Origin of the sequence: Brucepastera parasyntrophica, assembly GCF_022376835.1 — a bacterium.
In the GTDB taxonomy this organism is placed as follows: domain Bacteria; phylum Spirochaetota; class Spirochaetia; order Treponematales; family Treponemataceae; genus Brucepastera; species Brucepastera parasyntrophica.
This window is the reverse complement of sequence record NZ_CP084606.1, coordinates 1,018,013-1,041,292: the sequence shown is the minus strand read 5'-3', so window position 1 is coordinate 1,041,292 and position 23,280 is coordinate 1,018,013. Positions and strand designations below refer to the sequence as shown.

Here is a 23,280-nt window from a genome sequence, read left to right as displayed (position 1 = left end):
TAGAAGAGAGAATGCGCCTTTTTTATTTATACCGGCGCAAAAGAGACCCCGGGTTTCAGCGTACGGCGAAGTCCCGCATTTTTACCGGATAAAACAGTTTATTCCGGAATATTTCCTCTGAAAATTGAATTCCGCCGCTGTATTGTATATAAATAAGTAATATAAAATTAGATATTTAATTTTGAAGGAGAAGAAACTGTTATGAAAACACACACAACCGCATTTTTAGCTATATGCGCCGCCGTACTTGTTCTGACTGCAGCGGGCTGCAAAATGGGTGATGAAGAAAACGAACCGGAATGGCCCTCGGCCATTACCTGGGGTCAGTGGGGAATTTCCGGCGGAATGCCCCGGCCTGATAACGGAACAATAAAATCGGTCAGCAGGACAGACGGCATCGAAGTTATAATGAGCGGCTTTACGCAGCAGTCGTATGATTCCTACATCGCGAAGATAAAAACAGCAAAGGGTACGGATTTTTTCACCCAGGAAGGGACCGCCAGCGCTGAAAGGGAATTCACCGATAACTTCAATCCGCGGGTATTTACCGTAGCGTATGATGGCAGCAGGAATACGCTGGACGTTTCGGTTTTTGAGAATCCCTCCGGCTATAAACTCTGGAGCGCTGTTCCCTGGATTAACTATGGTCTTGGCGGGTTTCCGGCGCCCCCGTCCGGCAATGTCCTTACAATTACCACCAGCGCCAGCCCGGCCGGTTCATCGGTTCTGATGACCTCCGCCACCCTGGCGTCCCTTGATTGGCTCAAAGAAACGCTGGAAGATGATTATGCTCTGACAATGACCTCCGCCGACTTTGACGGGCTGACTGTTTATAACAGCAATACCTATACTGTCGGAGTAAGTACCTACAGTATATCCATCAGATATACCGGCAGTAATGAATATATAGCAGACAGCACCGTAGTCGCGCCTGCGAATGCTATAATGGTTTTTGTCGGTACAACCGCCTACATGGCCGACAAATAAAAAACGCAGCCGGAATTCAGAAAAAGGCCGTAAACGCTGATCCGTTTGCGGCCTTTTTTATCAGGAGTCCCTGTTCCCGAATTCGGAGGTTCAGGCCCGGAGACTGCTTTCTATAGCAGATGTTTCAGTACCATGTATATTATGGTACTCCCGAAAATCGAAAGCATGGCGTTGTTTTTCCATAAATGAAGAACCACAACCGCCGCGAGCGCGATAAGCTCTCTGATCCCTGAAGGGTAAACCGCCCACTGGACATCCTTCAGGCAGTAAATGACAAGAACAGCCATTACCATCGGCGGGATAAACTGCTCGATAAAACGGATAAGCGCCGGAGGCTCCCTGCGGGAAAAAAGCAAAAAGGGGAAGGCCCTGGTTAAAAAGATAATGAGGGCAAACAGAAAGGTGGCGATCAGGGCCTGGGACAGTGAAATCATTTTGACCTCCCCCTGAAAAGGGCCAGAACGGCCAGGGCGGACACAAGGGCGATAATAAGCATGTTTTCCGGTCCGGCAAAAATCAGCGCCAGAACAGCGCATACAAAACCGATCGCGACCGGGAGTATATCCCGGGTCCGGCGGAGCTGGTCTATTAAAAGCACCGTAAAGAGGGATGTAAGGGCAAAATCGATACCCTCAAAGGAAAACGGAATCAGGGTCCCTGCGAGAGCACCGACTGTACTGCCTATTACCCAGTAGGATTGATCGAGCAGGGCGATCGCACCATAAAAATCGCCCTGATTACTTATTTCAGGCGGTTTAACTCCGGTCAGGAGCGCATAGGTTTCATCGGTAAGGGCGAAAATGAGATAGGGCTTCCATTTTCCAGCTGTTTTGAATTTTTCAATAAGTGAAACGCCGTATACAATATGACGGATATTTACCATCAGCATGGTGATAAGCATCCCCGATAGCGGTACTCCCGCCGTAAAAAGGCCGATTGCAATATACTGTCCGGCTCCGGCATACATAGTGAGGCTCATTATCGGCGCAAGCCACCACGGATACCCCGCCTTTGTCAGTGTGAGCCCGAAGGGTATGCCGATGGCCAGATACCCGAACAGCACAGGAACCGTAAACGGGAAAGCCATTCTCAAAACGGAAAGGGCTGTCTGTTTTTTTTCTGAAGAAACTGGAGAAGAATTCATTCTGCAAGTATATAAAATCCTCTTTCAGTTGACCATCCCCGATAATTATGCGAAACTTAAATATAAGAACGAAATGTCCCGCCGCAGAGCAGTGTGGTATTTTGTTCTCCCGTGAAATTGGCCTCAGGTTTAATACCATGGACCCTATATAAACTAACGTTTGGTATAGGTTTTTATGGGAAAACGACGCAGAGCGGCGGGGTGTTAAACCCTCGCCGCGAATAAACGGGAATATCATTGCTTTTTGGTTTTTACCCGCTCTGACTTTTGAAAAAAAGCCGCGGTTTATTCTTGTATTTTTGAAGTGATACAACTTCATGGAGGAATGTACGTATGGTAGCTTTACTGGTTGGAATTATCCTTATAGCTTTTACCGTTTTTGCAGCCCTTCCGCCGGAGCTTGTGGGATTCGGACTTGGCTGGGGAGCCGATATTCTGCTGTTCCTCCGGGGCTGTCTGCCGATTCTGGCTGCCTTTATCGGACTCGTCGCGATATTTATAGGAATAGCCGATTTAAAAGACAAGGCTGAGGCAAAAAAAGAGGAAAAAGCAATACAGGCGAACGAAACAAAGCCTGAATAAAAATACCGGGCTGTCACTCCATGGGGAAATCCGGAATTTTTGTTCTGTTCCGGAAGTTACCGGGCTTGACACAGGTTTTTATTTTTCTATAGAATGAACATCCCACATTATCTGCGAAAACAGTATGCATATACTGATTACAGATTTATTTTGAGTAAGGTAATATAAATGAAGACACTTTTTGTAAAAGAGTATGAGGCGCCCCGTTCATGGTTTGTTATTGACGCAGAAAATAAGCCGCTTGGCCGTGTTGCTGCAAAGGCCGCCTGTATGCTGAGAGGAAAGCATAAGGTCACCTACGCTCCCCATCAGGAGACAGGTGATTATGTAGTAATTATTAATGCAGACAAGGTTCTTCTCACCGGAAACAAGCCGGAAGATAAACTCTATCATCATCATACCGGTTTCTCCGGAGGACTCCGCTCAATAACTTATAACAAGCTTGTCCAGCGGCACCCGGCGGAACCCATCCTTAATGCGGTAAAAGGAATGCTGCCCAAGGGCCATCTCGGCAGAAAACTGCTGACCAATGTTAAGGTATATGCAGGTTCGGAACACCCCCACGCAGCCCAGAATCCGCAGGTTCTGGAAGTATAATGAGGAGCAAAAATCGTGGTTAAGAATATTGGAATGGGAACAGGAAGACGTAAAACGGCCGTGGCCCGCGTTTATGTACGCGAAGGCAACGGTAAGCTCCTTGTTAATGACAAGGAAATAAACGAATATTTCGCAACACCGGAACAGGTACAGATCGCGAGGCAGCCCCTGATGGTTACCGCCAGCGATACAAAATTCGACATTGTTGTCACTGTGTACGGCGGCGGGTTGAACGGCCAGGCCGGCGCCTGCAGTCATGGAATTGCGCGGGCCCTTGCCCAGGTTGACGCCGGAAACCGTTCTTCTTTAAAGGCGAACGGCCTGCTGACCCGCGATTCACGCATGGTTGAACGCAAAAAATATGGCCAGCGCGGTGCCCGCAGAAGATTCCAGTTCAGCAAACGTTAATTCGGCTGTTATCATACGGAACGCAGAACGGACCTCCCCGGATATTTTTAAAATATCCCTGACGGATGGTTCGTTTTTTTTTGTCCGGGATGAATATCTTGAAGCTATTCCGGCTTTGTGGAAAATCCTGAACGCTGAAAACAGTAATTTCTCCCAGCTTTCCCTGTCTCCCGAAAATGCGGAGAATCTGTTCATTTGCGGGCGGATATATCTTGCCGAACGCACTGCACTTGCTTATCTCTCCCGCTCCGAACATTCCCGCCGCCAGCTCGAACTGAAACTGAGGAAAAAAAATTATATCCCGGACGAAATCAGCCCTGCCCTTGATTATCTTGAATCCCGCGCGCTCATCGATAATAAGCGGTTTGCCGAAGCCTGGATAAAAAACAGGCTTATTCACCGGAACGAGGGCAGACAGAAGCTGTATTATGGTCTTATATCCCGGGGCGTTCCCCGGGAAGACGCGGAAGTCGTTCTCGATCAATACTTTTCGCCGTCAGATGAAAAAGACGGGTGTCTGAGGGAGACTGAAAAACTGCTGCGTCGGACTTCCGATCAGCTTCAAATCAAGCGTTCCCTGCTGAGGAAGGGCTTTTCCCTTAAAACAATTACACAGTGTCTTGAACATACCAGGACGGAGAATCTGAACTGATTCCGTTCCGGGGAGAAAAAATGAACAAAGATGATATATATAAAAACGGGCAAAAAGTCTCAGAGATAAACGGGGATATCCTGACCTATTACTAAAAAAGCGGACAAGTAAAGGCGGAAGGAAAATATAGTAATGAAAAGTCTGAAGGGAAATGGCTGTTTTTTAAAGAGAATGGAACGTTGTGGCAGGAAGGTAATTTTAGAGATAATAAAATACCTCGCCACAGAGCAGGCAACCCTTCGGTCTGGGGTATTAAACCCTCGCCTCGAATAAAAAACACGGAGAGTGGAAAAGATATAATGATAATGGCGAAGAGGAATACTTCGCCGAATTTACTGACGGAAAGCAGATAAAAAAACAGAAATAAAAGATACAGCACACATCATTTATTTTCCTGCGTGTTTTCTTCAGGAACTATAAAATCCTGTATGCGGTTGGTAATAACGCTCCGGGCGCCGCAGGCAAACAGCTGCCCGGCCGTTTCACGGGAATCGACAGTCCAGGTGAGAACAGGCCGCCGTCCGCGCTCGTGATACTGGGAATACAAAACGGTCTCCCATGCCGGCTTCTTTATGGCCGCTCCCGAGAGAAAAAGCCCTTCCCGGTGCCGGAAGAAAAATGGAATACTTTTATACGGGCCGTAAATTATCGCGGTCGTCTCCTTCCCGTATTTCCGGTATGAAATGAGGGAAAGCGGATCAAACGACGAAATGATGCAATTAATCCGGCTGTGACGCTTGAGGCAAAGTGAAACGGCAATACCCAGTGAATGATCAAAGGGCTTGGCGGTTTTCAGCTCAATATCAAAGAAAATATCCCTGCCGACAGCTTCAAAAACCATTTCAAGCGTAGGTATCCGTTCTTTCGAAAAAGCCGGATTCGCCAGGTCAGGGTACAGACGGTTAAAAAATGAGCCGACATCAATTTCACAGAGCTCTGCGTAGGTCAGATCTTCAACACGCCGGTGAATGCCGGCAACCCGGTCAAGCCAGCGGTCATGGGTAACCACAATTTCCCCGGTTTTGCATAGCCGGACATCAAGCTCGATTCCTTTTGCGCCCAGTTCCTTCGCCTTTATAAAGGCAGCCAGCGTGTTTTCCGGCGCAAGTGTTGAGGCTCCCCTGTGAGCAAAAAAAACAGGCCAGCCTTCAGGAAGCACAGGTGCATTTTTTTTGTTGCGTTTCATCCTGATACATATTACCATGAAATTCTAAAAAAAACAGGAGTATAATGTGGAAACTGACAAAAAAGGCTTTAGAAAATATGTTCCTATAACATTTTTGATTGGTTTTGGCTTTTTTACCGTAGGAATGATGGATCCCTTGTATGACAGCTATGTGGAAATTTTTCTGGGGAATTATATTTCAAAAAAAGCGCTCGTAGGCGCGATAATGGCGCTTGATAATGTCTTTGCGCTGTTTCTCATTCCGATAGTTTCAATCTGGTCAGACCGGACAAGAACGCCCCTTGGCAGACGGATGCCCTGGATAGCGGTTCTGCTGCCTGTTTCCGCTGTTTTCTTTGCACTGATCCCCTATGCCGCCGAATATTCCTTGCGGCCCTGATGATAGTGCTTATTCTTTTGAATATTTTCAAACAATCGGCCCGAGGCCCGGTTGTGGCCCTGATGCCGGACACCATTCCGGGCGAATACCGTTCGCAGGCAAACGGTGTTATCAATACAATGGGAAATATTGCCGCTCTTGTGAGTACTCTCTTTCTTGCCCGGCTCATGGACGTAAATATCATATTGCCGGTTCTCGGTCCGACAAAAAACAGACTGGCTTTTCCGGCCGCATCCGCCTTTGTTATTCTCGCGGTTATCATGCTGCTTATCTTTGTCCGGGAAAATAAAAACAGCCCGGCATCTGCCGAGCCGGAAGAACGGAAAGAGCCTTTTTTCAGAAGTTTTCTGCAGGTTTTCCGCGCTGAGGATAAAAGTTCCTTCTGGGTCCTTATCAGTCTTTTTTTGTGGTTTACCGGTTATCAGGGCGTTATGCCCTATCTGACGGATTTTACAATAAAAACATTTGATTTATCGATGGGGCAGGGGGCGCTCTCCATGGGTATGGTTGTAATCGCATCGGTGCTGGCAGCCATTCCAATGGGCTACGCGGCAAATAAATGGGGCCGAAAGCGGATAATCCGGATTTCCCTCATTGTCATTGCCTGTGCCACCGGGGCCGCGTTTTTCCTCCAGCCTTTCGGAAGAGTGACAGGACTTTCAACGGCCGGTTTGAAATATGTTTTCTGGGGCCTGATGTTCCTGTACGGTATTTTCTGGATTGCCGTTGTCACCAATTCATTTCCCATGCTCTGGCAGATGGCCCATTTTGGAAATATTGGTGTGTATACCGGCCTTTATTATACATTCTCTCAGCTCGCGGCGGTCGTTGCCCCGGCCTGCGCCGGTGTTGTCATTGACGCCGCCGGTTTTCCTTCAATGTTTATTTTCTGCTGTGTCTTTTTCTTCTTGCCTTTATTACTATGGGCTTTGTTAAGAGCGGCGAGAGGAATGATCCGCCCGCCGAAACTGCGGCGGCATAGGAACGGGAAAAGGGTCGCGGGTTTCTCCGGGGCTTTTATTCGTGGCGAGGGTTAATACTCCGCCGCTTTGCGGCGGGGTATTTTATTGGTCCCCGGAAGTCTGTGTATTTCAGCTTCCGGAAACCTCGCCAAGCATTTCAGTATAAAACCGGGGTTCAATAGCTTCCCGCGGGATCCCGCAGCGTCCGAGCAGTTCTCTGAGTATATTCCGGTCCCGGCTTATTTCCTGTTCGCCGGGAGATTCGGCGAGAATTTCAAGCTCGATAAACCAGCCGAGTCCGGCAACCAGTGAAAGTTCAATGGTCACCGTCGGTCCATCCCCGGTTTTATAACAGAAACTGCGGGTAATTTTCTCCTTTTCGGAAGAAATGGAAAACCCAAGATCGGTTATCAGCGTTTCAAAGGCTCGCCGGTCGCTTACGGCAAATTCCTGCTCGTCATTTATTTCTATACTGTCCCGTATTTCCTTGCGCTTATACGTTACCGTAATGCAGTCATTTTCTTCCCGTATCCGGATTTTTACCGGCGAACCGGAGTTGCATACCCAGTATACATCGCGTTTCCGGCTTTCGCGGCTGAATTCCGCTAATGACCTGATTGTCTGTTCGGTAATATCGGGATCGGTAACATGAGCCTTTATTTCGATTTCCGTCACAGTACAGCCCGCTTACAACAGAATTCAGCTGAAATTCAGCACTGAAGGGTCATATCCTTCCGGGGCCTTAAGCCCGAGAAGCTCGATACAGGTGGCCCCAATGGATGAAATACCAAGTCCTGTTTTAAGGTCCCTGCTGTATTCGTCCTTTGATTCAGGGTCAAAAACAATACAGGGAACCGGATTAAGCGAATGGCTGGTTTTGGCTCTGGGCGTTCCGTCGGCTTTCCGCGAAACGTCCCCGGTTTTTTTATCATGTTCAAACATATCATCCGCGTTTCCGTGATCGGCTGTAATGAGCATAATACCGCCCGCCGCCGCCACCGCTTTTTTAAGGCGGGCAAGCTGCAGGTCCATTCCTTCCATTGAACAGATAACGGCCTGGTATACTCCTGTATGTCCGACCATATCGCCGTTCGGATAGTTAAGCCGGATAAAGTCATATTCGCCGGATTTTACCGCGTCCAGTACATAATCGGTAATTTCCGCGCATTTCATCCATGGCCGCTGTTCAAAGGGCAGTACATCGCTTTTTATTTCAACATAGGTTTCGAGATTTTCATCGAATTTTCCCAGCCGGTTGCCATTGAAAAAATAGGTAACATGCCCATATTTCTGGGTTTCACTGATGGCAAGCTGGCGTACGCCCGAAGCGCATAAATATTCACCGACTGTCCGGTCTATGGCCGGAGGCGTAACAAGATACTGGGAAGGAATATGCAGGTCGCCGTCATATTCCATCATTCCCGCGTATTCAACTTTTGGGACCCGTATGCGGTCAAATTTTTCAAAATATTCCGGGCTTTCAAAGGCAGCCGTAATTTCCAGGGCCCGGTCGCCGCGGAAGTTAAAATAAATAACCGAATCGCCGTCCTCGATAGTCCCTATCGGCTTGCCGTTTTCGGCAATTACAAATTCCTTCATATCCTGGTCAATAATACCGGGAATTTCCCTGCGCCAGCTTTCAACAGCTTCCCTGGCTGAGGCAAACTGCCTGCCCTCACCGAGAACATGGACCTTCCACCCCCGTTCAACCATGGACCAGTCCGCGCCGTAGCGGTCCATTGTAATATACATTCGTCCGCCGCCCGAACCGATGCGGTAATCTACGCCTTTTGCATTCAAATCTTCAAGAAAAAGCTCAAAAGGATCAATATATTCGAGGGCGCTTGTTTCGCCGACGTCTCTGCCGTCCAGGAGAGTATGGATACGCGCGCGTTTGATACCTTCCTTTTCCGCCCGGGTAAGCATTGCTTTCAGATGATCTATGTGCGAATGGACATTTCCGTCAGAAAAAAGTCCGATAAAATGCAGCGTAGCGTTGTTTTTCTTTGCGTTTTCAATCAGTTTTTTCCAGGTTTCTCCCTCAAACATGAATCCCGAATCAATGGAATCCGAAACCAGCTTGGCTCCCTGGGCAAAAACCCGTCCGCAGCCCATGGCATTATGACCCACTTCGCTGTTGCCCATATCATCATCCGAGGGCAGTCCTACTGCCGTTCCGTGAGCCTTGAGTTTTGCAAGCGGGCAGGTTTTGCTGAAATTCTCCAGCGCTTCCATATGCGATTCCTGTACCGCATCTCCTTCGCGGTATTTTCCGTAACCGACTCCGTCCATAATTACCAGAACAAGCGGGCCTCGCCGTCCCTGCCATTTTTCATTTTTTTCAAGCGCCTTAAGCATACTATTCTCCATAAATTTAGATTTGTCAGGCAGCTTTATTATACTTCCTTGCCTGACAAATATGTAGAATCGGAATTCCCGTCATTCCTGATGAAGACAGGAACATTTATATCTTCTGTCATTAAAAAACCGGTTTTAATCTATACTTTTTGCACTATTTCAGCAATACGGGCTCATATAAATACAGTCTGAAATGAGAAAATTATACGAGTTTCTTCTATAAAGTACGCGGCAATTTTGCCGGAAGCCGCCGATTTCGGGGATCAGCCCTTTACAAGCCTGGCCAATTCCTTCCCCGCTCCTTTAAAAGCGCAATATCTTCCGCGCTGGGTATACCCTGCCATTCAGAGGATTCCACACTTGTCCATTTGAAATCGGCAATTGTTTCGTCATATTCCTTTTTCGCTCCGCCGACCCAGCCCAGCTCCCGATACGGAGGGCCTTTTTACCTGTGAAATGCTTGCGTCCGAAAAGATCGAGGATCTGGGCCATGGGAGGAAACATTTTATACTCATAGGTAGGCATCGCGAGAACAAGTCCCTCTGCCCTGTAGGCGTCCGCGAGTATGAATGAGGAATCGGTATCAGGAATGCGGTGGATAGTGTACGGGACGCCTTCTTCCTTAATACCTTCTATAACCGCGTCGAGTCCCTGTTTGGTATAACCGTACATCGATCCCCATATAATGCAGATTTCTTTTTCACAGGGGCCGCCTGTGTTGTAACCCGCATATTTTGCGTACCGGCTGACAATTTCAGCAGGATTTCTCCTCCAGATCATTCCATGGCTTGGAGCTATGGTCTTTATTTCAGTATTTCCCAGTTTTTCAATGGCTTTTTTTACGAAGGTGCTGAAACTGGAAACAATATTGGCATAATAGCGGAGCGATTCCTTCTCAAAACAGGCATGTTCCTCGGCGGAAAATTCATCATCAAAAACCCTCTCTCCAAGGGTCCCGTAGGACCCGAAAGCGTCGCAGCTGAACAGGATTTTTTCATTTATATCATAGGTCATCATTGTTTCGGGCCAGTGTATGTTGGGCGTTTCAAAAAAAGTCAGGATTTTCCCCTTTCCGAGGTCCAGCGTGTCCCCGTTTTTAACTTCCCGGAGATTTTCATTTATATTGAAGAAATTGCGGACAAAGGCAATGCCCTTTGGTGTTGAAATGATCTCGGCCCTGCCGTTTTTTTTGCGGAATTCATTTAAAAAGTCCGTATGATCAGGTTCCAGATGGTTCAGAATAAGGAAGTCTATTTGTTCAAGGGAAGAACCTATCGAGGCAAGCTGTTCTTCATAATGCGCTATCGAATTATCACAGTTTTTCGCCAGTTCAATAAGAGCCGTCTTTTCTCCCCTGACCAGATAGGAGTTAAGCGTAATTCCGGTAGGAATCCGCCAGAAACCCTCAAAAAAAACGTCCGTTGTAAGCTCGGCGTGGATACTGTACACACCTTCCGCGATGGAAATTGCCTTCATAAAAATTTCTCCTGTTATACTGGTATTTTTTCTCTATAATAATGTACCGATTTTGGGCGGAATTTGAAACCCTTTGGCTCCATACGGCAAAATTTCATGAAAATTCCTGTTTACATTGTTACTTTTTGTTATATGACAGAAAATTTTTTCCCGGTATTTTAAAAACCATTGTATACTGAAAATGAGCGGAATTTATTTAAATGATACCGCCGCATATTATAAATGGAGGCTTTCTGGGATGAAAAAGCTATTCGCAATTGTGTTATTAGTAATGTTTGTGACATCAATGGTTATTGCTCAGGAAAATGATAATGAAATATCAGGAGCGGCGCCCTCGGGTGCGGAATCCTCTTCCGGTTCCAGGAATATACTGGGAATCTCTCTCGGTGCGATTATTGAAGCGAATATGAATTCAGCCGAAGGCTATGCCATGGGTATCGGTTTCGCGGGCAGTTACATGCTTCCCGATTTTATGCCGATCGGACGGGCCGCGGCCGGTATAAAAGCCCTTTTTTCGATGAATTTTTCGGACCTTAATTCAATTGAAGTAGGGGCTACCTTCCGCTGGTATCTTTTGCGCGTTCAGGCTGCTCCCGATTCCGGACTTTTTGCCGAAGCCGCGCTCGGATCGACAATTGCCTGGAGTGACGAACAAACAAAAGCCTATTTCCTTGGCGGTCTTAACGCCGGATTCAGGTATTTTTTCGGAAATATTTTTGCTGAAGCCTATCTGCGCTTCGGTTATCCATACTTCTGGGGAATCGGCGCGGGCGCCGGTTATCGCTTATAATTTTTTGGTATAAAGGATGTTTTATATGAATAGAAAAATTTTATTAGGATGCCTGGCCTTCTGCGCAGTTTTGCTGGCATCCTGCAGTAATCCCTTTTTCAGTGATTTCCTGAAATCTTCAGGAGGATCAAAAGCGACGGTCCATGCCCCGACTCCGAATATTACATCTCATCCGTCAGCGGCAAATGTGAATGAAAACGCTGTTCACATACTCAGCGTGGATGCGGAATGTACCGGCAGCGGAACACTTTCCTATCAGTGGTACAGCCACACGGAAAACGCGACCTCAGGCGGTACGAAAATTTCCGGCGCTACCGGATCTACCTATACTGTTCCCACGCATACGGCGGGAACATTCTACTATTATTGCGTAGTCACCAACACCGATGACACCGTCAGCGGAAACAAAACGGCTTCTGTTAGCTGTAACGCGGCGTGTGTAACGGTAAGTTCTTCCATTGTCGACGCCGCCACGCCGTCAATCAGCGGACAGCCCCAGGGCGTGACCGTAAGTGTAGGCGCTCCGGCAGACCTGTCCGTTACTGCCTCAGTCGCGGACGGCGGAATACTTACCTATCAGTGGTACTACAGTTTAACAGACAGTAATGTTGGCGGAGCCATTATCATCGGCGCGACCGCTTCTTCATACAGTCCGTCTACTTTGACGCCAAGTGACTTTTATTATTACTGTATTGTGACCAATACCAATAATGGAGTCTCCGGAAACAAGATTGTGACAGCGGCCACAGATACAGCAAAGGTCTCGGTGAATAATCTGGTTAACGCCGAAACCCCGACAATTTCCTCTCAGCCCCAGGATGATACCGTGGGCTACGGCGAGTATATAACCCGTCCCGTTTCAGTGACCGCGAGCGTCTCTGACGGCGGAACCCTGGGTTATCAGTGGTACAGCAATACAACGGACTCGAATTCGGGCGGAAGTATTATTTCCGGCGCGACCGCGGCTGCGTATAGCGCGCCGACAGTTGATCAGGGTACCAGGTATTACTATTGCGTGATAACAAATACCAATAATTCGGTAACCGGTGAAAAAAACGCCAGCGTCACATCAAACGCGGCAGCAGTTTCCGTGGTGCGGAACGCGGCGGAACCTGCAATCACGACCCAGCCGTCCGGCGATTCTGTTACAGTCGGCGACCCGGCGGTTACCCTGACAATAGCGGCAAATTCGCCTGACAGCGGAGTCATTACCTATCAATGGTACAAAAACGGCTCGGTAATTAACGGCGCCACAGGAAATTCATACGTTGTTGAGACAGCTGCGCCGGATACGGCCAGTTATTATTGTATCGTGACAAATACAAACGATTCGGTAAACGGCGTTCAGACAAAATCCAAACAAAGTAATGAAGTGACTGTTGCTGTAACCGCTCCCGCCAACGCTGCGGCGCCCCGGATAACCGGACAGCCGCAGGTGACAACAACTGTAAATCCTGACGTCCTTGTTACGCTTGAAGTGGAAGCTGAATCGACCGACGGCGGAACCCTGAGCTATCAGTGGTACAGCAATACATCGAACAGCAATTCGGGCGGCAACTCTGTCGGTGGGGCGACCTCCGCCTCATACAGCCCGTCTACCGCTTCGGTCGGGACCACATATTATTACTGTGTAGTAACAAATACCAATAATTCGGTTACAGGTACCACAACGGCTGCTGCTGCCAGCAATACAGCCACGGTAACGGTAAATACGCTGACCAATGCCCAAACCCCGGCAATTTCAGCCCAGCCTGCAAATGTATCGGTAAATTATGGTGAATACGCGACCCGTCCCGTTTCAGTGACCGCAAGCGTCACCGACGGCGGAACCCTGGGTTATCAGTGGTTCAGCAATGCTGCGGACTCGAATTCAAACGGAAACATTATTTCCGGAGCAACTGCGGCTACCTATAACGCGCCGACAACCGCCCAGGGGACTGTTTATTACTACTGTGTGATAACGAATACCAATTCCTCGGTAAACGGCGAGCAGAATGCTCAGGCTACATCAAATGCGGTCTCGGTTACCGTAGTGCGGAGCGCGGAAGCCCCGGCAATTACAACACAGCCCCAAACTGACACCAATGTGGCCCTCAATGCTGTCAAGCATCTCTCTGTTGCTGCGACAGCTTCCGGTTCACTTACCTATCAGTGGTTCAGCAACACATCAAACAGTACCTCCGGCGCCGCTGAAATTTCAGGAGCGACATCTTCTTCTTATACAGTTCCGACAACTGTCCAGGGGACTGCTTATTACTATTGTATTGTGAAAAATACTGACAATACAGTAAACGGGACCAAAACGGCGACCATAACCTCTTCAATAGCTGGAATTACCGTAATACGGAACGCCGTGACTCCGGTAATCGGCACCCAGCCGGCCGGCGCTACGGTTAATGTCGGCGGTTCAGTAACCCTGAATGTCGGCGCAACAAAGACAGATGAGGGAACCCTGAGTTATCAGTGGTACAGCAACATAACGAATGCGAATTCGGGCGGAACCATGGTGGGAACCAATTCTTCATCATACAGTCCGTCCACGGCAGCCGCGGGGACCACCTATTACTACTGTGTGGTAACAAATACCAATAATTCGGTGAACGGTAACACGACAGCGACTGCGACCAGTAATACTGCCACTGTAGTTGTAGACGCGCTCGTGAATGCCGCGACCCCGGTAATCGGCACCCAGCCGGTCGGCGCTACGGTTAACGCGGGAGGTTCGGTAACCCTGAGTGTTTCCGCAACAAGATCGGATTCCGGGACGCTGACCTATCAGTGGTACAGCAATGCCTCGAACAGCAATTCAGGCGGAAGTCTCCTTTCCGGCGCTACCTCCGCCTCATACAGCCCGTCCACGGCAGCCGCGGGGACCACCTATTACTACTGTGTGGTAACAAACACCAATAATTCAGTGAATGGTAATACGGAAGCGACTGCGACCAGTAATACTGCCGCGGTTGTAGTAACCGCGCTCGTGAATGCCCAGACCCCGAATATTTCGGCCCAGCCGGCCAGCGACACCTCGGTCAATATTAACAGTACGAAAACACTGTCAGTAACGGCCAATGTCACCGACGGCGGAACCCTGAGCTATCAGTGGTACAGCAATACCACAAACAGTACTTCAAACGGTACCACGGTTGGGACAAATTCTTCTTCCTACACGGTCCCGACGACCGCAACGGGAACGACCTATTATTACTGCGTGGTAACGAATACCAATAATTCGGTCAGTGGTACAAAAATCGTACCGGTGACCAGCAGTATCGCGACAATAACGGTAATCGCAGGTTCAGGCGGTATTGAAATCGAATTTTAGTTTCAGGCGTCCGTATAAGGAAGTCCTTATACGGACAGAAACTAAGGAGGATAACATATGAAAAAACATATATCCGGTAGCAACTGGCTGACAGTCTTCGCGGCTGTTTTATTCGCCGCCCTGCTTTTTGCCGGCTGTCTTAATCCTTTTACTGAAGGCTCCCGTGTGGAGAATGTTTCTAAAAAATACGGTTCTCTCATGTTTACCGGGGATGAAGATTATTCCCGGGCTCTGGATAAAGAAACTATTGTCCGGGCGGACGTTACCGTATCCGGTTATGGAATGACTGATATCACTTCTGAAGATGTCGAACTTCAGAACGGAAAAAGCCTTTCCAATGTTCTGATAAACAACATCCCTGTCGGTTTAAACCGGGTTGTAAGTGTCGAAGCAAAAAGAATGGTTAATTTGCAGCCTTCAAAAATGGACGGCGTTGTAATGCGGAAAGTCCTGGATATAGAATCCGGTCCGAATACCACCAAAGTTGAATGGGCTTCAACCGCGGCGGGAAATGTCTTTTATTCACTGCTTAAAACGGAAGGATATAACACATCATCCGTCGAAGGAGCGGCAAGGGATACGCTTCTTTCCCTTATAAACACTGCGGTTACCACGGCAACCCATGCTTCGCTTGTAAATACCGCGGCGATTGCCACGGACTTTAAGGCAGGTTCACTGAAAGCTGCGGCTCAATATGTGATAACCCCGGCAACGGTTACTTTTGATCCGGGTACAACAGGATCATCCTTTACCTCTCAGGTCACGGACCCCGCGTCCGGCGCGCTGGAAACTTTCACCGCGGGAACAAACACGATTACCGGTATTGCTCCCGGGACCTGGGTCTTTTATGTAAAAGACAGCGGTACAATTGTTTATGAACAGAGTGTGACTCTGTCGGCCGGACAGGTACTTGATCTTGGCTCTCTTGATTTTAAGGTTCCGGATCCGGTATTCAAGCCGTCCACTCCCTATTTCGGAGGGACCCTGGTAGTTACCCTTGAATGCAAAAAATATGATGATGACGCACCTTATGACGCGGATATATATTACACCATTGACGGCAGTACTCCCACAACGGCCAGTACCCCTTATACATCTTCAGGGATCAGTATCAGCGCTACAACGACAATAAAGACCATCGCGGTAAAGAGCGGCTTTGCCAACGGCAGTTCCGAGATGACATATACCCATTCGTCTATCGGTTACGGCCATCCTTCGACAGGGGCGTACAGCCCGGTCGATATGAACGGAGCTTCAGCCGGTTACGGCTGGACGTCCGGTACCTGGGCCCTCGGATCGCACAGTGACGGCGATACGGTTACTTTCGCTGTATATTCGAAGAATGCCACGAAAATCCTTTTGGAAATATACAATGAAGCGACCGGGGAAGACGCTGCCTATGACTACTGGATGGAAAAAGGCAGTGACAATATATGGCGGGCAAAGATAAACGGACTTCCGCAGTACACTCTCTATGCCTTCCGCGCCTGGGGTTCGAACTGGCCCTTCAGCAGCAGCTGGACCAGAGGAAACAGCAGCGCGGGTTTTGTTGCCGATATGGATTCAAGCGCCTATCACCGGTTTAACCCGAACAAGGTCCTTTTTGATCCTTACGCCAGGGAACTGAGCCATGATACGGAAAATCTCGAAATGTACGCAGCCGGCCATAACGGCGGTATGTACGGAACAGGAAGCACGGCCTATCAGGGCGTGCCCAGAAGAACGTATGATACGGCAAAATGGGTCTCAAAGAGCGTGTTTGTTGAAGACTCAACCGCAATGATAACCAAACCGAATATCCCGCAGCAGAACGCTATAATTTACGAGTCCCACGTGCGCGGACTGACCCAGCATCCATCCTCTTCGAATTTGCAGTCAATTCTGTCCGGTCTCAGCGGGTTTGAAGAAGTCGTAAATGTACCCGAAGAATACCGCGGAACATACAAGGGCGCCGCGTATATGGCGCCCTATCTCAAGGCTATAGGTATAAATACCATTGAATTCCTTCCCGTCCATGAGACCCAGAATGATAATAATGGATATATGGAAGGGACATCAAGGAAAGGGAATTTCTGGGGCTATATGACTTTCGGATTCTTTGCTCCGGACCGGCGGTATTCATATGACAAATCATACGGCGGTCCGACACGGGAATTCAAGGAAATGGTCAATGCTTTCCACGCCGCGGGCATAGAAGTATATCTCGATGTGGTTTATAACCATACCGGTGAAGGCGGAAACTGGAGCGGCGATGTTAACGTTACCGGTTTTACAAGCCTCGGCGGCTTTGATGTAACCGAATATTATCATTATATCCCGGCCGGCCTCAGCGGCGATACTCCTGGAAGGCTGGAATGCGGCGCGACCGGTGTCGGAAACCAGGTTAATGCGAATAACGCGGCCCTTAAAACACTGGTGCTCGATTCGCTTGATTACTGGATAGATGACATGGGCGTAGACGGATTCAGGTTTGATCTGGCGGCGACACTCGGACGGTATGCAAATCAGCATGTTCCGGCCGATTACTGGACGACGGTCAAGAACTTTGACGCGAACCATCCTCTTATTCAGGCTATCGCGTCCAAGGGTACGTCAAAAAATGTTAAAATGATTGCCGAAGCCTGGGATATGTGGGGCTACCCGGTCGGCAGTTTCCCCGCCCCCTGGGGTGAGTGGAACGGACGCTACCGTGACGCGCTCCGGAAATATCTGAAAGGCGAACCTTACGGTCATGACGGAGTCAGTTACATAGACGCGTTCAATGGTGATTACAATCATTTTAACACCCATGGAGGTCCCCATAAATCAGTCAACTTTTTGGTCGCGCATGACGGGTTTACCCTTGCGGACCTTGTGAGCTATAGCGCGGGCGGACCGGACCAGAATGCCCTGCTAACCTATCCTTTCGGTCCTTCCGACGGAGGCAATGACAGCAATGAATCGTGGGATTCCACCGGTACCGCTGTGGACAAGAAAGACCTCCGGCGCCAGCGCATCCGGAATTTCTGGACCTTCCTGATGTTCTCCCGCGGTACCCCGATGATTGTGTACGGCGATGAACTGGCCCGGACCCAGAACGGAAATAACAATCCCTATAATCTGGACACGGTGGCGACATGGAATAACTATAACATGATAAATACCAGCTCACCCCAGACAGTGGTGACCGGTGATTCCGGATCTTCCTATCATAACAATATCGGGACTTACGGCAATTCCGGCAATGTGAACGGCAATTTCATTTTCGCAACCTTTGTTATGAATGAGAGAAAGAACAACGCCGCTCTCCGGAGGAGCAGTTACGGCAGCACGACCTATAAAAAGGAAGATGGTACATCCGATATTAATTCATTTTCGGACCGCTGCGCCTGGATAAGGATAGGGGATGACACTGCGGGATATCTTATTTTTTCCAATATGTGGGAAGCCGATGTTGACTTCACTGTACCTGCGGCGCCTTCAGGAAAAAGCTGGAAGAGGATTATTGATACGCAGCCCTATTTTGAGTCGGCCAATAACTGCTGGAGCGATTCCACCGCGTCAACTATTACGACAAAATATGGTGTAAAAGCCTGGTCAATGGTTGTGCTTAAGCTCCTCTGATTTTCCGGGAAGTGTTTTCCGGTTTCCTCAAGGTGGAAACCGGAAAAACGTTCATAAGAATACCGGGCGAAACCACCCGGCATATGGCACATAAAATGAAAGGACTATATATGAAAAGAAATCTGAAATTACTTTTTATACTCGCGGCCTTTGCCCTGGCCGCGGTACCGGTACTGGTAACCTGTACCAACGCGGTGCCGCCGGGAAATACTGTCGAGCAGGCGTATCTTCCGGGGCATGGTAACCTTGTTCTGGGAGACGGAAGCAGGTCTCTGCTTGCTTCAGACCTGGAATATGCGACCGTTACTATTTCCGGCTATGACATGACGGATATAGTAAAAAGCGGAAACGCCCTGACAAACAAGAGGACCTCATCCGCTGTGGCCATAACCAATATACCGGTCGGTAAAAACCGGGTTGTCAAGGTTGAGGGCTTCAAGAATTCAACAGGCGTTGCCGGGGCCGTCATGTATGCGCTTACGGATATTGTTGAAGGAAACAGCAACAGCGTGACTGTAAACTGGCCGAGTACTCCGCTCGGCGGCGTTTACGCGGGACTTCTCGGAAAAGGCTATGATATTTCCTCAATGACAGCGGCTGAAAAAACCACTATATCAACCACAATTACGAACCTCGGCGCGTCCCACGGTTCCCTCGTGAACAGCGGCGCGATCGCGACCGACTATCCGACCCTTAAAACCGGGACGGCCGCGCAGACCGCCTACCTGTATTCATCAGGGACAGTTACGTTCACCCTGAACGGTTCGGCGTCAAATCTGACCGCCCAGGTCACGGACCCCTCTTCCGGCGTGTCTTCTTCGGTCGCGGTCGGATCAAATACACTATCAGCGGGGTCCTTCCCGGAACCTGGGTGTTCTACATTTTTGAAAACGGCACCCAGAAGTATACCGCGAGTGTTACGGTACCCTCGGGCGGCAGCGTAAACGCCGGGACTTTCGGCACCGCCACTGTTTCAGCAAAGAGCGGGGTCATGCTGCAGGGCTTTAACTGGAGCAGCGCAGACCGGGCCAATCTAACAAGTACACAGAACAAATGGTACACCGTCATGCAGGGCCGCGCGAACGACATAAAAGACACGTTTGAATATGTCTGGTTCCCGCCGCCAAGTAAATGTCCGAGTTTCTCCCCCGAAGGATATATCCCGACGGAACTGAATGATCTTAATTCATACTACGGGACTTCTGCGCAGCTGACGGCCACAATCGCCGCCATCCAGCCAGCGAAGGCTATAGCTGATATCGTTGTAAACCACCGGGGCGGATTCAGTTCCTGGGGCGATTTCAAAAATCCCCAGTGGACCGAGGATTATTACTCCATCTGTTCCGGCGATGAAGGCTTCACAAATTCGGGCTCGGATCCGATGAACGGTTCAACAAAGAAAGGCGCTGCGGATACCGGCGAAAATTACGCCGACGCGCGCGATCTTGATCATACCAATACGGCAGTCCAGAACGGTATTATCAGCTGGATGAACAATTATCTGAAAACCATAGGGTTTGTCGGATGGCGCTATGACTTTGTCAAGGGTTTCGGCGGCACCTATGTAGGCCAGTATAACACGGCAACCAGCGCCGAATTCTCGGTAGGTGAATTCTGGCCGACCAATACATATGAGTACAGCAATTCAAGCAACTGGAGCAACCAGATTGTCAACTGGATTAACGCCACCAGCAATAACGGTGTAAAATCCAGGGCTTTTGACTTCGTTCTCAAGGGAAATTTCCAGACCGCGTTCAGCGATACCCGTTATGACCTGCTCGCGGACAGCAATGCCATTTTCCGGCGCCTGCCTGCCCAGGCAGTGACCTTTGTTGACAATCACGATACCGGAAGTACCCAGAGTCACTGGCCTGTTCCGACTTCCCATGTCGGCAAGGCCTATGTGTTTATCCTGACCCATCCCGGTTACCCGACTGTGGCCTGGCAGCATTACTTTACCGCCGCCGAATGCGGGGTTTCCTCATACGGAACTTCAGCGGATATCGCGCAGTATATGGGCGGAACAACCGTTTCGGGAACCAGCAAGACGCACCGGCAGCACATTGATTATCTGATCGAACTCCGGAAGGAACTGGGAATCGAATATGACAGTTCCATCTCGGTATTGAGCAGCACCACCACCTGCTACGCGGCAAAGATCACCGGCGCTAACGGCGAACTGGTTGTAAAACTCGGGCCAAGCACTTCCTACAGCCCCACCGGCGACGGCTATACGGGCAATAATCCCGTGTATTCGGGCAATGATTTTGCCATCTGGGTAAAGGGCGAGGACGGGGACGATAACGGAGGCGGCGACAATCCGACAACTGTGACCCTCAAAATGACAAAGGACGTCGGTTTTGGAAACGCTCTCTATTTTACCGGTTCATATAATGAAGGAAGTAACTGGACAGTAGCCACCCGTGGAACTTATGATGATGCCGGATACTGGCATGTTACTGTTACGCCTCCTTCCGGCGGAAACTTTGAATGGAAGGTTCTGAAGGGAACATACGATCTCGGAACGTCGGTCAACAGTCCGTTTAGCGGGATGACATGGGAAAGTGGGACTACTAATCATGATCAGTCGAACCTTCATCCGTCATTCAACGGAGGTTTCTAGGGATTGATTTTCCGGAATTTATGAGGTAAGAATTACAGGTACCTCCAGAGCAGAGGAGCTTTGGAGGTACTTTTTTTATATTTGGAGAAATAACCTATAATGAAACTTGCCCTTGCGCCGATGGCAACGCTGAGTCATGAGGCTCTGCGGCGGCTGATTTATACATTCGCCGAGCCGGATGAATATTATTCCGAAATGATCCACGCGCCGTCTTTTGTGAACGGGACAAAATTCGAAAAATTTTATGTCAGGACGGGGCCTTCTCCTGAAAAAATGGTCTGGCAGCTGACGGGTCCTGACCGGGATAATCTGGCAAAGGCGGCGGCCATGCTCTCCGGACTGGGCGGAACCGGCATTGATATAAACATGGGATGCTGCGCGCCTGATATTGTCCGGACAGGGGCGGGAATTTCCTGGATGCTCAAACCCATGGATGAAACCGCGCGCCTTATTGAGGCAGTCCGGAAATCCATTGATTCGGTTTCACCGGGAAAATCAGGGCCGCGTTTCAGTGTAAAACTGAGGCTGGGGGAGGGGAAAAATTACGGACAGCTCCTTTTATTCTGTAAAATGCTCGTTTCCGGCGGAGTAGAACAGATTACCCTGCATCCCCGTACAAAAAAGGAGTCGTACAGCCGTCCTGCAAATTATGAATTTGTCGCCCGGCTGGCGCGGGATTTGCCTGTGCCGGTATACGGCAATGGTGATATTGATTCCGCAGAAAAAGCCCGGCAGTATATGGAAAAATATCCCTGTGCCGGACTAATGCTGGGCCGGGCCGCCGTCCAGAAACCCTGGATTTTCAGGCAGATCCGCGAAACCGGAACGGAAAACAGGGAAGCGCAAAAGGTAAATCATCTGGAGAATTCATTATATTTTCTTGAAGTATTCAGGGAAGTGCAGCCTCCGGAATTTTACCTTTCCCGGGCGCGCCGTTTTTTCTTTTATTATTGTGATAATTTCCAGTTCGGGCATTATATTAGGATGAAAATACAGAGAGCCCGGTCCCTGGAGGAAATACAGCTTTTACTGGAAGCGTATTTCGGGGAATCACCGAAGGATTTGTTTTCAGTTATCTAGGACCCGACTGTTTGCGGCGTCAGAGTGAAAGTGTCTGCACCTGTACGTACCCGCCTTTTGAAACACCTACTGATTCAAGTTTTTGCCGGATGGAATCCAGCTCCATCAATTTCATGTTGTAAACACAGCCTGTCCAGACTTCTCCATTCCATACCCAGCCTACCTCTTCATTCAGATACAGGGTACAATCGCTGTCGCACTCCACCGTGGTTTCCGGATTTGACATAAATGGGCAAAATGACATAACAGCCTCCTTTGGTAATGCTATTCCTATAGAATAGGATACGTCTGCCCGGAGGTAAAAGCAAGGGCAGACTTCAGACATTATTTGCGGCAAGGACTAATGCCTTGAAACCCGGGCCACTTCCACGGGAAAAGAAAACACCCCGCCGTATAGCGGGGTGTTCTATCAGCTGAAATGATTAAGGCGAATTTTCTGCGGACTCCGATCATTCCTGCGGGAATTTAAATTTAAAATCTTCCAGGACTATTCCGCTTGCGGGCGGGCGTCAATATCCGTCAGCTTGTCCTGTTTTTTATAATGGTCTATCAGAGGCGCTGTCTGCTTGCGGTATACCTCGAGGCGTTTTTTTATAGAGTCAATTTTATCGTCTTCCCTGATAATCAGCTCGCCGCCGCATTTATCGCATACATTTTCAACGGCGGGTTTCGAAAAGACCATATGATAGTTCTGTCCGCAGTTTTTGCACATCCGTCTGCCGGAAAGGCGCGCGATTACGTCCTCGTCTGAAATGTCAAAATTGATAACCCTGTCTATGTCAATAATTCTCTCAAGAGCTTCTGCCTGGGGGATTGTGCGCGGAAAGCCGTCAAGAATAAATCCTCCGCCGATATCATCTTCCATGAGTCTGTTCTGCACTAATTCAATGGTAATATCGTCGCTGACCAGCTGTCCGGAATCAATAATCGACTGAACCTTAAGACCGAGAGGAGTTTTATTCCGTATTGCTGTCCGGAAAATATCACCTGTTGAAATATGGGGAATTTTATACTCGGCCGCTACCAGTGTAGCCAGGGTTCCTTTACCGGCCCCGGGAGGGCCTAAAAAAATAAGCTTCATTTGGACTCCTTTGTTTGTTACATCAGGAAAACTTCAGGAAAATGGAACTT

General features: G+C 49.0%; 17 protein-coding genes and 3 pseudogenes. 12 read left to right on the top strand and 8 right to left on the bottom strand.

Annotated features, from left to right (window positions below):
• Nucleotides 1-201: 201 nt before the first annotated feature.
• Nucleotides 202-987 carry a hypothetical protein gene (locus K7I13_RS04970; RefSeq protein ID WP_255948471.1) on the top strand — a complete coding sequence of 262 codons (786 nt, stop codon included), beginning with the start codon at nucleotides 202-204 and terminating at the stop codon, nucleotides 985-987.
• 110 nt (nucleotides 988-1,097) lie between these two features.
• On the opposite strand, the gene K7I13_RS04965 is transcribed toward K7I13_RS04970, so the two are convergent.
• Entirely contained in the window at nucleotides 1,098-1,421 is a 324-nt protein-coding gene (locus tag K7I13_RS04965; RefSeq protein WP_255948470.1) for a branched-chain amino acid transporter permease, read from the bottom strand.
• Nucleotides 1,418-2,131, bottom strand: coding sequence for an AzlC family ABC transporter permease (locus K7I13_RS04960; protein ID WP_255948469.1), 714 nt, complete (start codon nucleotides 2,129-2,131; stop codon nucleotides 1,418-1,420). Before K7I13_RS04960 ends, K7I13_RS04965 begins: the two co-directional genes overlap by 4 nt.
• 333 nt (nucleotides 2,132-2,464) lie before the next feature.
• Between K7I13_RS04960 and K7I13_RS04955 the strand changes: the two genes are divergently transcribed.
• The 4 genes from K7I13_RS04955 to K7I13_RS04940 all read left to right on the top strand — a co-directional run bounded on the left by K7I13_RS04955 (nucleotide 2,465) and on the right by K7I13_RS04940 (nucleotide 4,370).
• Complete coding sequence (locus K7I13_RS04955; protein WP_255948468.1) at nucleotides 2,465-2,713, top strand: hypothetical protein; 249 nt, start codon at nucleotides 2,465-2,467, stop codon at nucleotides 2,711-2,713.
• Between the two features lie 168 nt (nucleotides 2,714-2,881).
• Nucleotides 2,882-3,310, top strand: a complete 429-nt coding sequence (gene rplM, locus K7I13_RS04950) for a 50S ribosomal protein L13 (protein ID WP_255948467.1) — start codon at nucleotides 2,882-2,884, stop codon at nucleotides 3,308-3,310.
• Between the two features lie 33 nt (nucleotides 3,311-3,343).
• The gene (gene rpsI / locus K7I13_RS04945) at nucleotides 3,344-3,718 is read left to right on the top strand and encodes a 30S ribosomal protein S9 (RefSeq protein ID WP_255949226.1); all 375 of its coding nucleotides are present in this window, start codon (nucleotides 3,344-3,346) and stop codon (nucleotides 3,716-3,718) included.
• Nucleotides 3,672-4,370 carry a regulatory protein RecX gene (locus tag K7I13_RS04940; RefSeq protein ID WP_255948466.1) on the top strand — a complete coding sequence of 233 codons (699 nt, stop codon included), beginning with the start codon at nucleotides 3,672-3,674 and terminating at the stop codon, nucleotides 4,368-4,370. The genes rpsI and K7I13_RS04940 overlap by 47 nt, the downstream gene beginning before the upstream one ends.
• A 382-nt stretch (nucleotides 4,371-4,752) precedes the next feature.
• Here the strand turns inward: K7I13_RS04940 and K7I13_RS04935 are convergent, their stop codons facing one another.
• Nucleotides 4,753-5,556 carry a glycerophosphodiester phosphodiesterase gene (locus tag K7I13_RS04935; protein ID WP_255948465.1) on the bottom strand — a complete coding sequence of 268 codons (804 nt, stop codon included), beginning with the start codon at nucleotides 5,554-5,556 and terminating at the stop codon, nucleotides 4,753-4,755.
• Nucleotides 5,557-5,602: 46 nt separating this feature from the next.
• Between K7I13_RS04935 and K7I13_RS04930 the strand changes: the two are divergent.
• Nucleotides 5,603-6,917 (top strand): annotated as a pseudogene (locus tag K7I13_RS04930) (MFS transporter).
• Nucleotides 6,918-7,026: 109 nt separating this feature from the next.
• Here the strand turns inward: K7I13_RS04930 and cyaB are convergent.
• The 3 genes and pseudogenes from cyaB to K7I13_RS04915 form a co-directional block, all read right to left on the bottom strand.
• Nucleotides 7,027-7,572: a class IV adenylate cyclase gene (gene cyaB, locus K7I13_RS04925; RefSeq protein WP_255948463.1), complete on the bottom strand. Its 546-nt coding sequence runs from the start codon at nucleotides 7,570-7,572 to the stop codon at nucleotides 7,027-7,029.
• Nucleotides 7,573-7,596: 24 nt separating this feature from the next.
• Nucleotides 7,597-9,255, bottom strand: a complete 1,659-nt coding sequence (gpmI, locus tag K7I13_RS04920) for a 2,3-bisphosphoglycerate-independent phosphoglycerate mutase (RefSeq protein ID WP_255948460.1) — start codon at nucleotides 9,253-9,255, stop codon at nucleotides 7,597-7,599.
• 271 nt (nucleotides 9,256-9,526) lie between these two features.
• Nucleotides 9,527-10,731: pseudogene (locus K7I13_RS04915) on the bottom strand (FprA family A-type flavoprotein).
• 238 nt (nucleotides 10,732-10,969) lie between these two features.
• Here K7I13_RS04915 and K7I13_RS04910 point away from each other — a divergent pair.
• The 6 genes from K7I13_RS04910 (at nucleotide 10,970) to K7I13_RS04885 (ending at nucleotide 22,149) form a co-directional block, all read left to right on the top strand.
• Entirely contained in the window at nucleotides 10,970-11,521 is a 552-nt protein-coding gene (locus K7I13_RS04910) for a hypothetical protein (protein WP_255948458.1), read from the top strand.
• 25 nt (nucleotides 11,522-11,546) lie between these two features.
• Entirely contained in the window at nucleotides 11,547-14,843 is a 3,297-nt protein-coding gene (locus K7I13_RS04905) for a beta strand repeat-containing protein (protein WP_255948456.1), read from the top strand.
• A gap of 57 nt (nucleotides 14,844-14,900) precedes the next feature.
• Nucleotides 14,901-18,446, top strand: a complete 3,546-nt coding sequence (locus K7I13_RS04900) for an alpha-amylase family glycosyl hydrolase (protein ID WP_255948454.1) — start codon at nucleotides 14,901-14,903, stop codon at nucleotides 18,444-18,446.
• A 110-nt stretch (nucleotides 18,447-18,556) separates the two neighbouring features.
• On the top strand, nucleotides 18,557-19,390 hold the full coding sequence (locus K7I13_RS04895) for a hypothetical protein (RefSeq protein ID WP_255948452.1): 834 nt from the start codon (nucleotides 18,557-18,559) through the stop codon (nucleotides 19,388-19,390).
• Nucleotides 19,318-21,069, top strand: coding sequence for an alpha-amylase C-terminal beta-sheet domain-containing protein (locus K7I13_RS04890; protein WP_255948450.1), 1,752 nt, complete (start codon nucleotides 19,318-19,320; stop codon nucleotides 21,067-21,069). Before K7I13_RS04895 ends, K7I13_RS04890 begins: the two co-directional genes overlap by 73 nt.
• A 99-nt stretch (nucleotides 21,070-21,168) precedes the next feature.
• On the top strand, nucleotides 21,169-22,149 hold the full coding sequence (locus K7I13_RS04885; protein ID WP_255948448.1) for a tRNA-dihydrouridine synthase family protein: 981 nt from the start codon (nucleotides 21,169-21,171) through the stop codon (nucleotides 22,147-22,149).
• A 19-nt stretch (nucleotides 22,150-22,168) separates the two neighbouring features.
• Here K7I13_RS04885 and K7I13_RS04880 read toward each other — a convergent pair whose 3' ends face one another.
• Together K7I13_RS04880 and K7I13_RS04875 are read right to left on the bottom strand one after the other, a co-directional pair.
• Nucleotides 22,169-22,393 carry a hypothetical protein gene (locus K7I13_RS04880; RefSeq protein ID WP_255948446.1) on the bottom strand — a complete coding sequence of 75 codons (225 nt, stop codon included), beginning with the start codon at nucleotides 22,391-22,393 and terminating at the stop codon, nucleotides 22,169-22,171.
• A gap of 205 nt (nucleotides 22,394-22,598) precedes the next feature.
• Nucleotides 22,599-23,230: pseudogene (locus K7I13_RS04875) on the bottom strand (adenylate kinase).
• Nucleotides 23,231-23,280: the final 50 nt, after the last annotated feature.

What these genes read in the sequence shown, in the direction of transcription:
- K7I13_RS04970 (WP_255948471.1), top strand. Translation starts at nt 202, where the DNA reads ATGAAAACACACACAACCGCATTTTTAGCTATATGCGCCGCCGTACTT.
- K7I13_RS04940 (WP_255948466.1), top strand. Translation starts at nt 3,672, where the DNA reads ATGGCCAGCGCGGTGCCCGCAGAAGATTCCAGTTCAGCAAACGTTAAT.
- K7I13_RS04895 (WP_255948452.1), top strand. Translation starts at nt 18,557, where the DNA reads ATGAAAAGAAATCTGAAATTACTTTTTATACTCGCGGCCTTTGCCCTG.
- K7I13_RS04910 (WP_255948458.1), top strand. Translation starts at nt 10,970, where the DNA reads ATGAAAAAGCTATTCGCAATTGTGTTATTAGTAATGTTTGTGACATCA.
- K7I13_RS04935 (WP_255948465.1), bottom strand. Translation starts at nt 5,556, where the DNA reads ATGAAACGCAACAAAAAAAATGCACCTGTGCTTCCTGAAGGCTGGCCT.
- K7I13_RS04955 (WP_255948468.1), top strand. Translation starts at nt 2,465, where the DNA reads ATGGTAGCTTTACTGGTTGGAATTATCCTTATAGCTTTTACCGTTTTT.
- K7I13_RS04900 (WP_255948454.1), top strand. Translation starts at nt 14,901, where the DNA reads ATGAAAAAACATATATCCGGTAGCAACTGGCTGACAGTCTTCGCGGCT.
- K7I13_RS04905 (WP_255948456.1), top strand. Translation starts at nt 11,547, where the DNA reads ATGAATAGAAAAATTTTATTAGGATGCCTGGCCTTCTGCGCAGTTTTG.
- rpsI (WP_255949226.1), top strand. Translation starts at nt 3,344, where the DNA reads ATGGGAACAGGAAGACGTAAAACGGCCGTGGCCCGCGTTTATGTACGC.
- K7I13_RS04880 (WP_255948446.1), bottom strand. Translation starts at nt 22,393, where the DNA reads ATGTCATTTTGCCCATTTATGTCAAATCCGGAAACCACGGTGGAGTGC.
- K7I13_RS04960 (WP_255948469.1), bottom strand. Translation starts at nt 2,131, where the DNA reads ATGAATTCTTCTCCAGTTTCTTCAGAAAAAAAACAGACAGCCCTTTCC.
- gpmI (WP_255948460.1), bottom strand. Translation starts at nt 9,255, where the DNA reads ATGCTTAAGGCGCTTGAAAAAAATGAAAAATGGCAGGGACGGCGAGGC.
- K7I13_RS04965 (WP_255948470.1), bottom strand. Translation starts at nt 1,421, where the DNA reads ATGATTTCACTGTCCCAGGCCCTGATCGCCACCTTTCTGTTTGCCCTC.
- K7I13_RS04885 (WP_255948448.1), top strand. Translation starts at nt 21,169, where the DNA reads ATGAAACTTGCCCTTGCGCCGATGGCAACGCTGAGTCATGAGGCTCTG.
- rplM (WP_255948467.1), top strand. Translation starts at nt 2,882, where the DNA reads ATGAAGACACTTTTTGTAAAAGAGTATGAGGCGCCCCGTTCATGGTTT.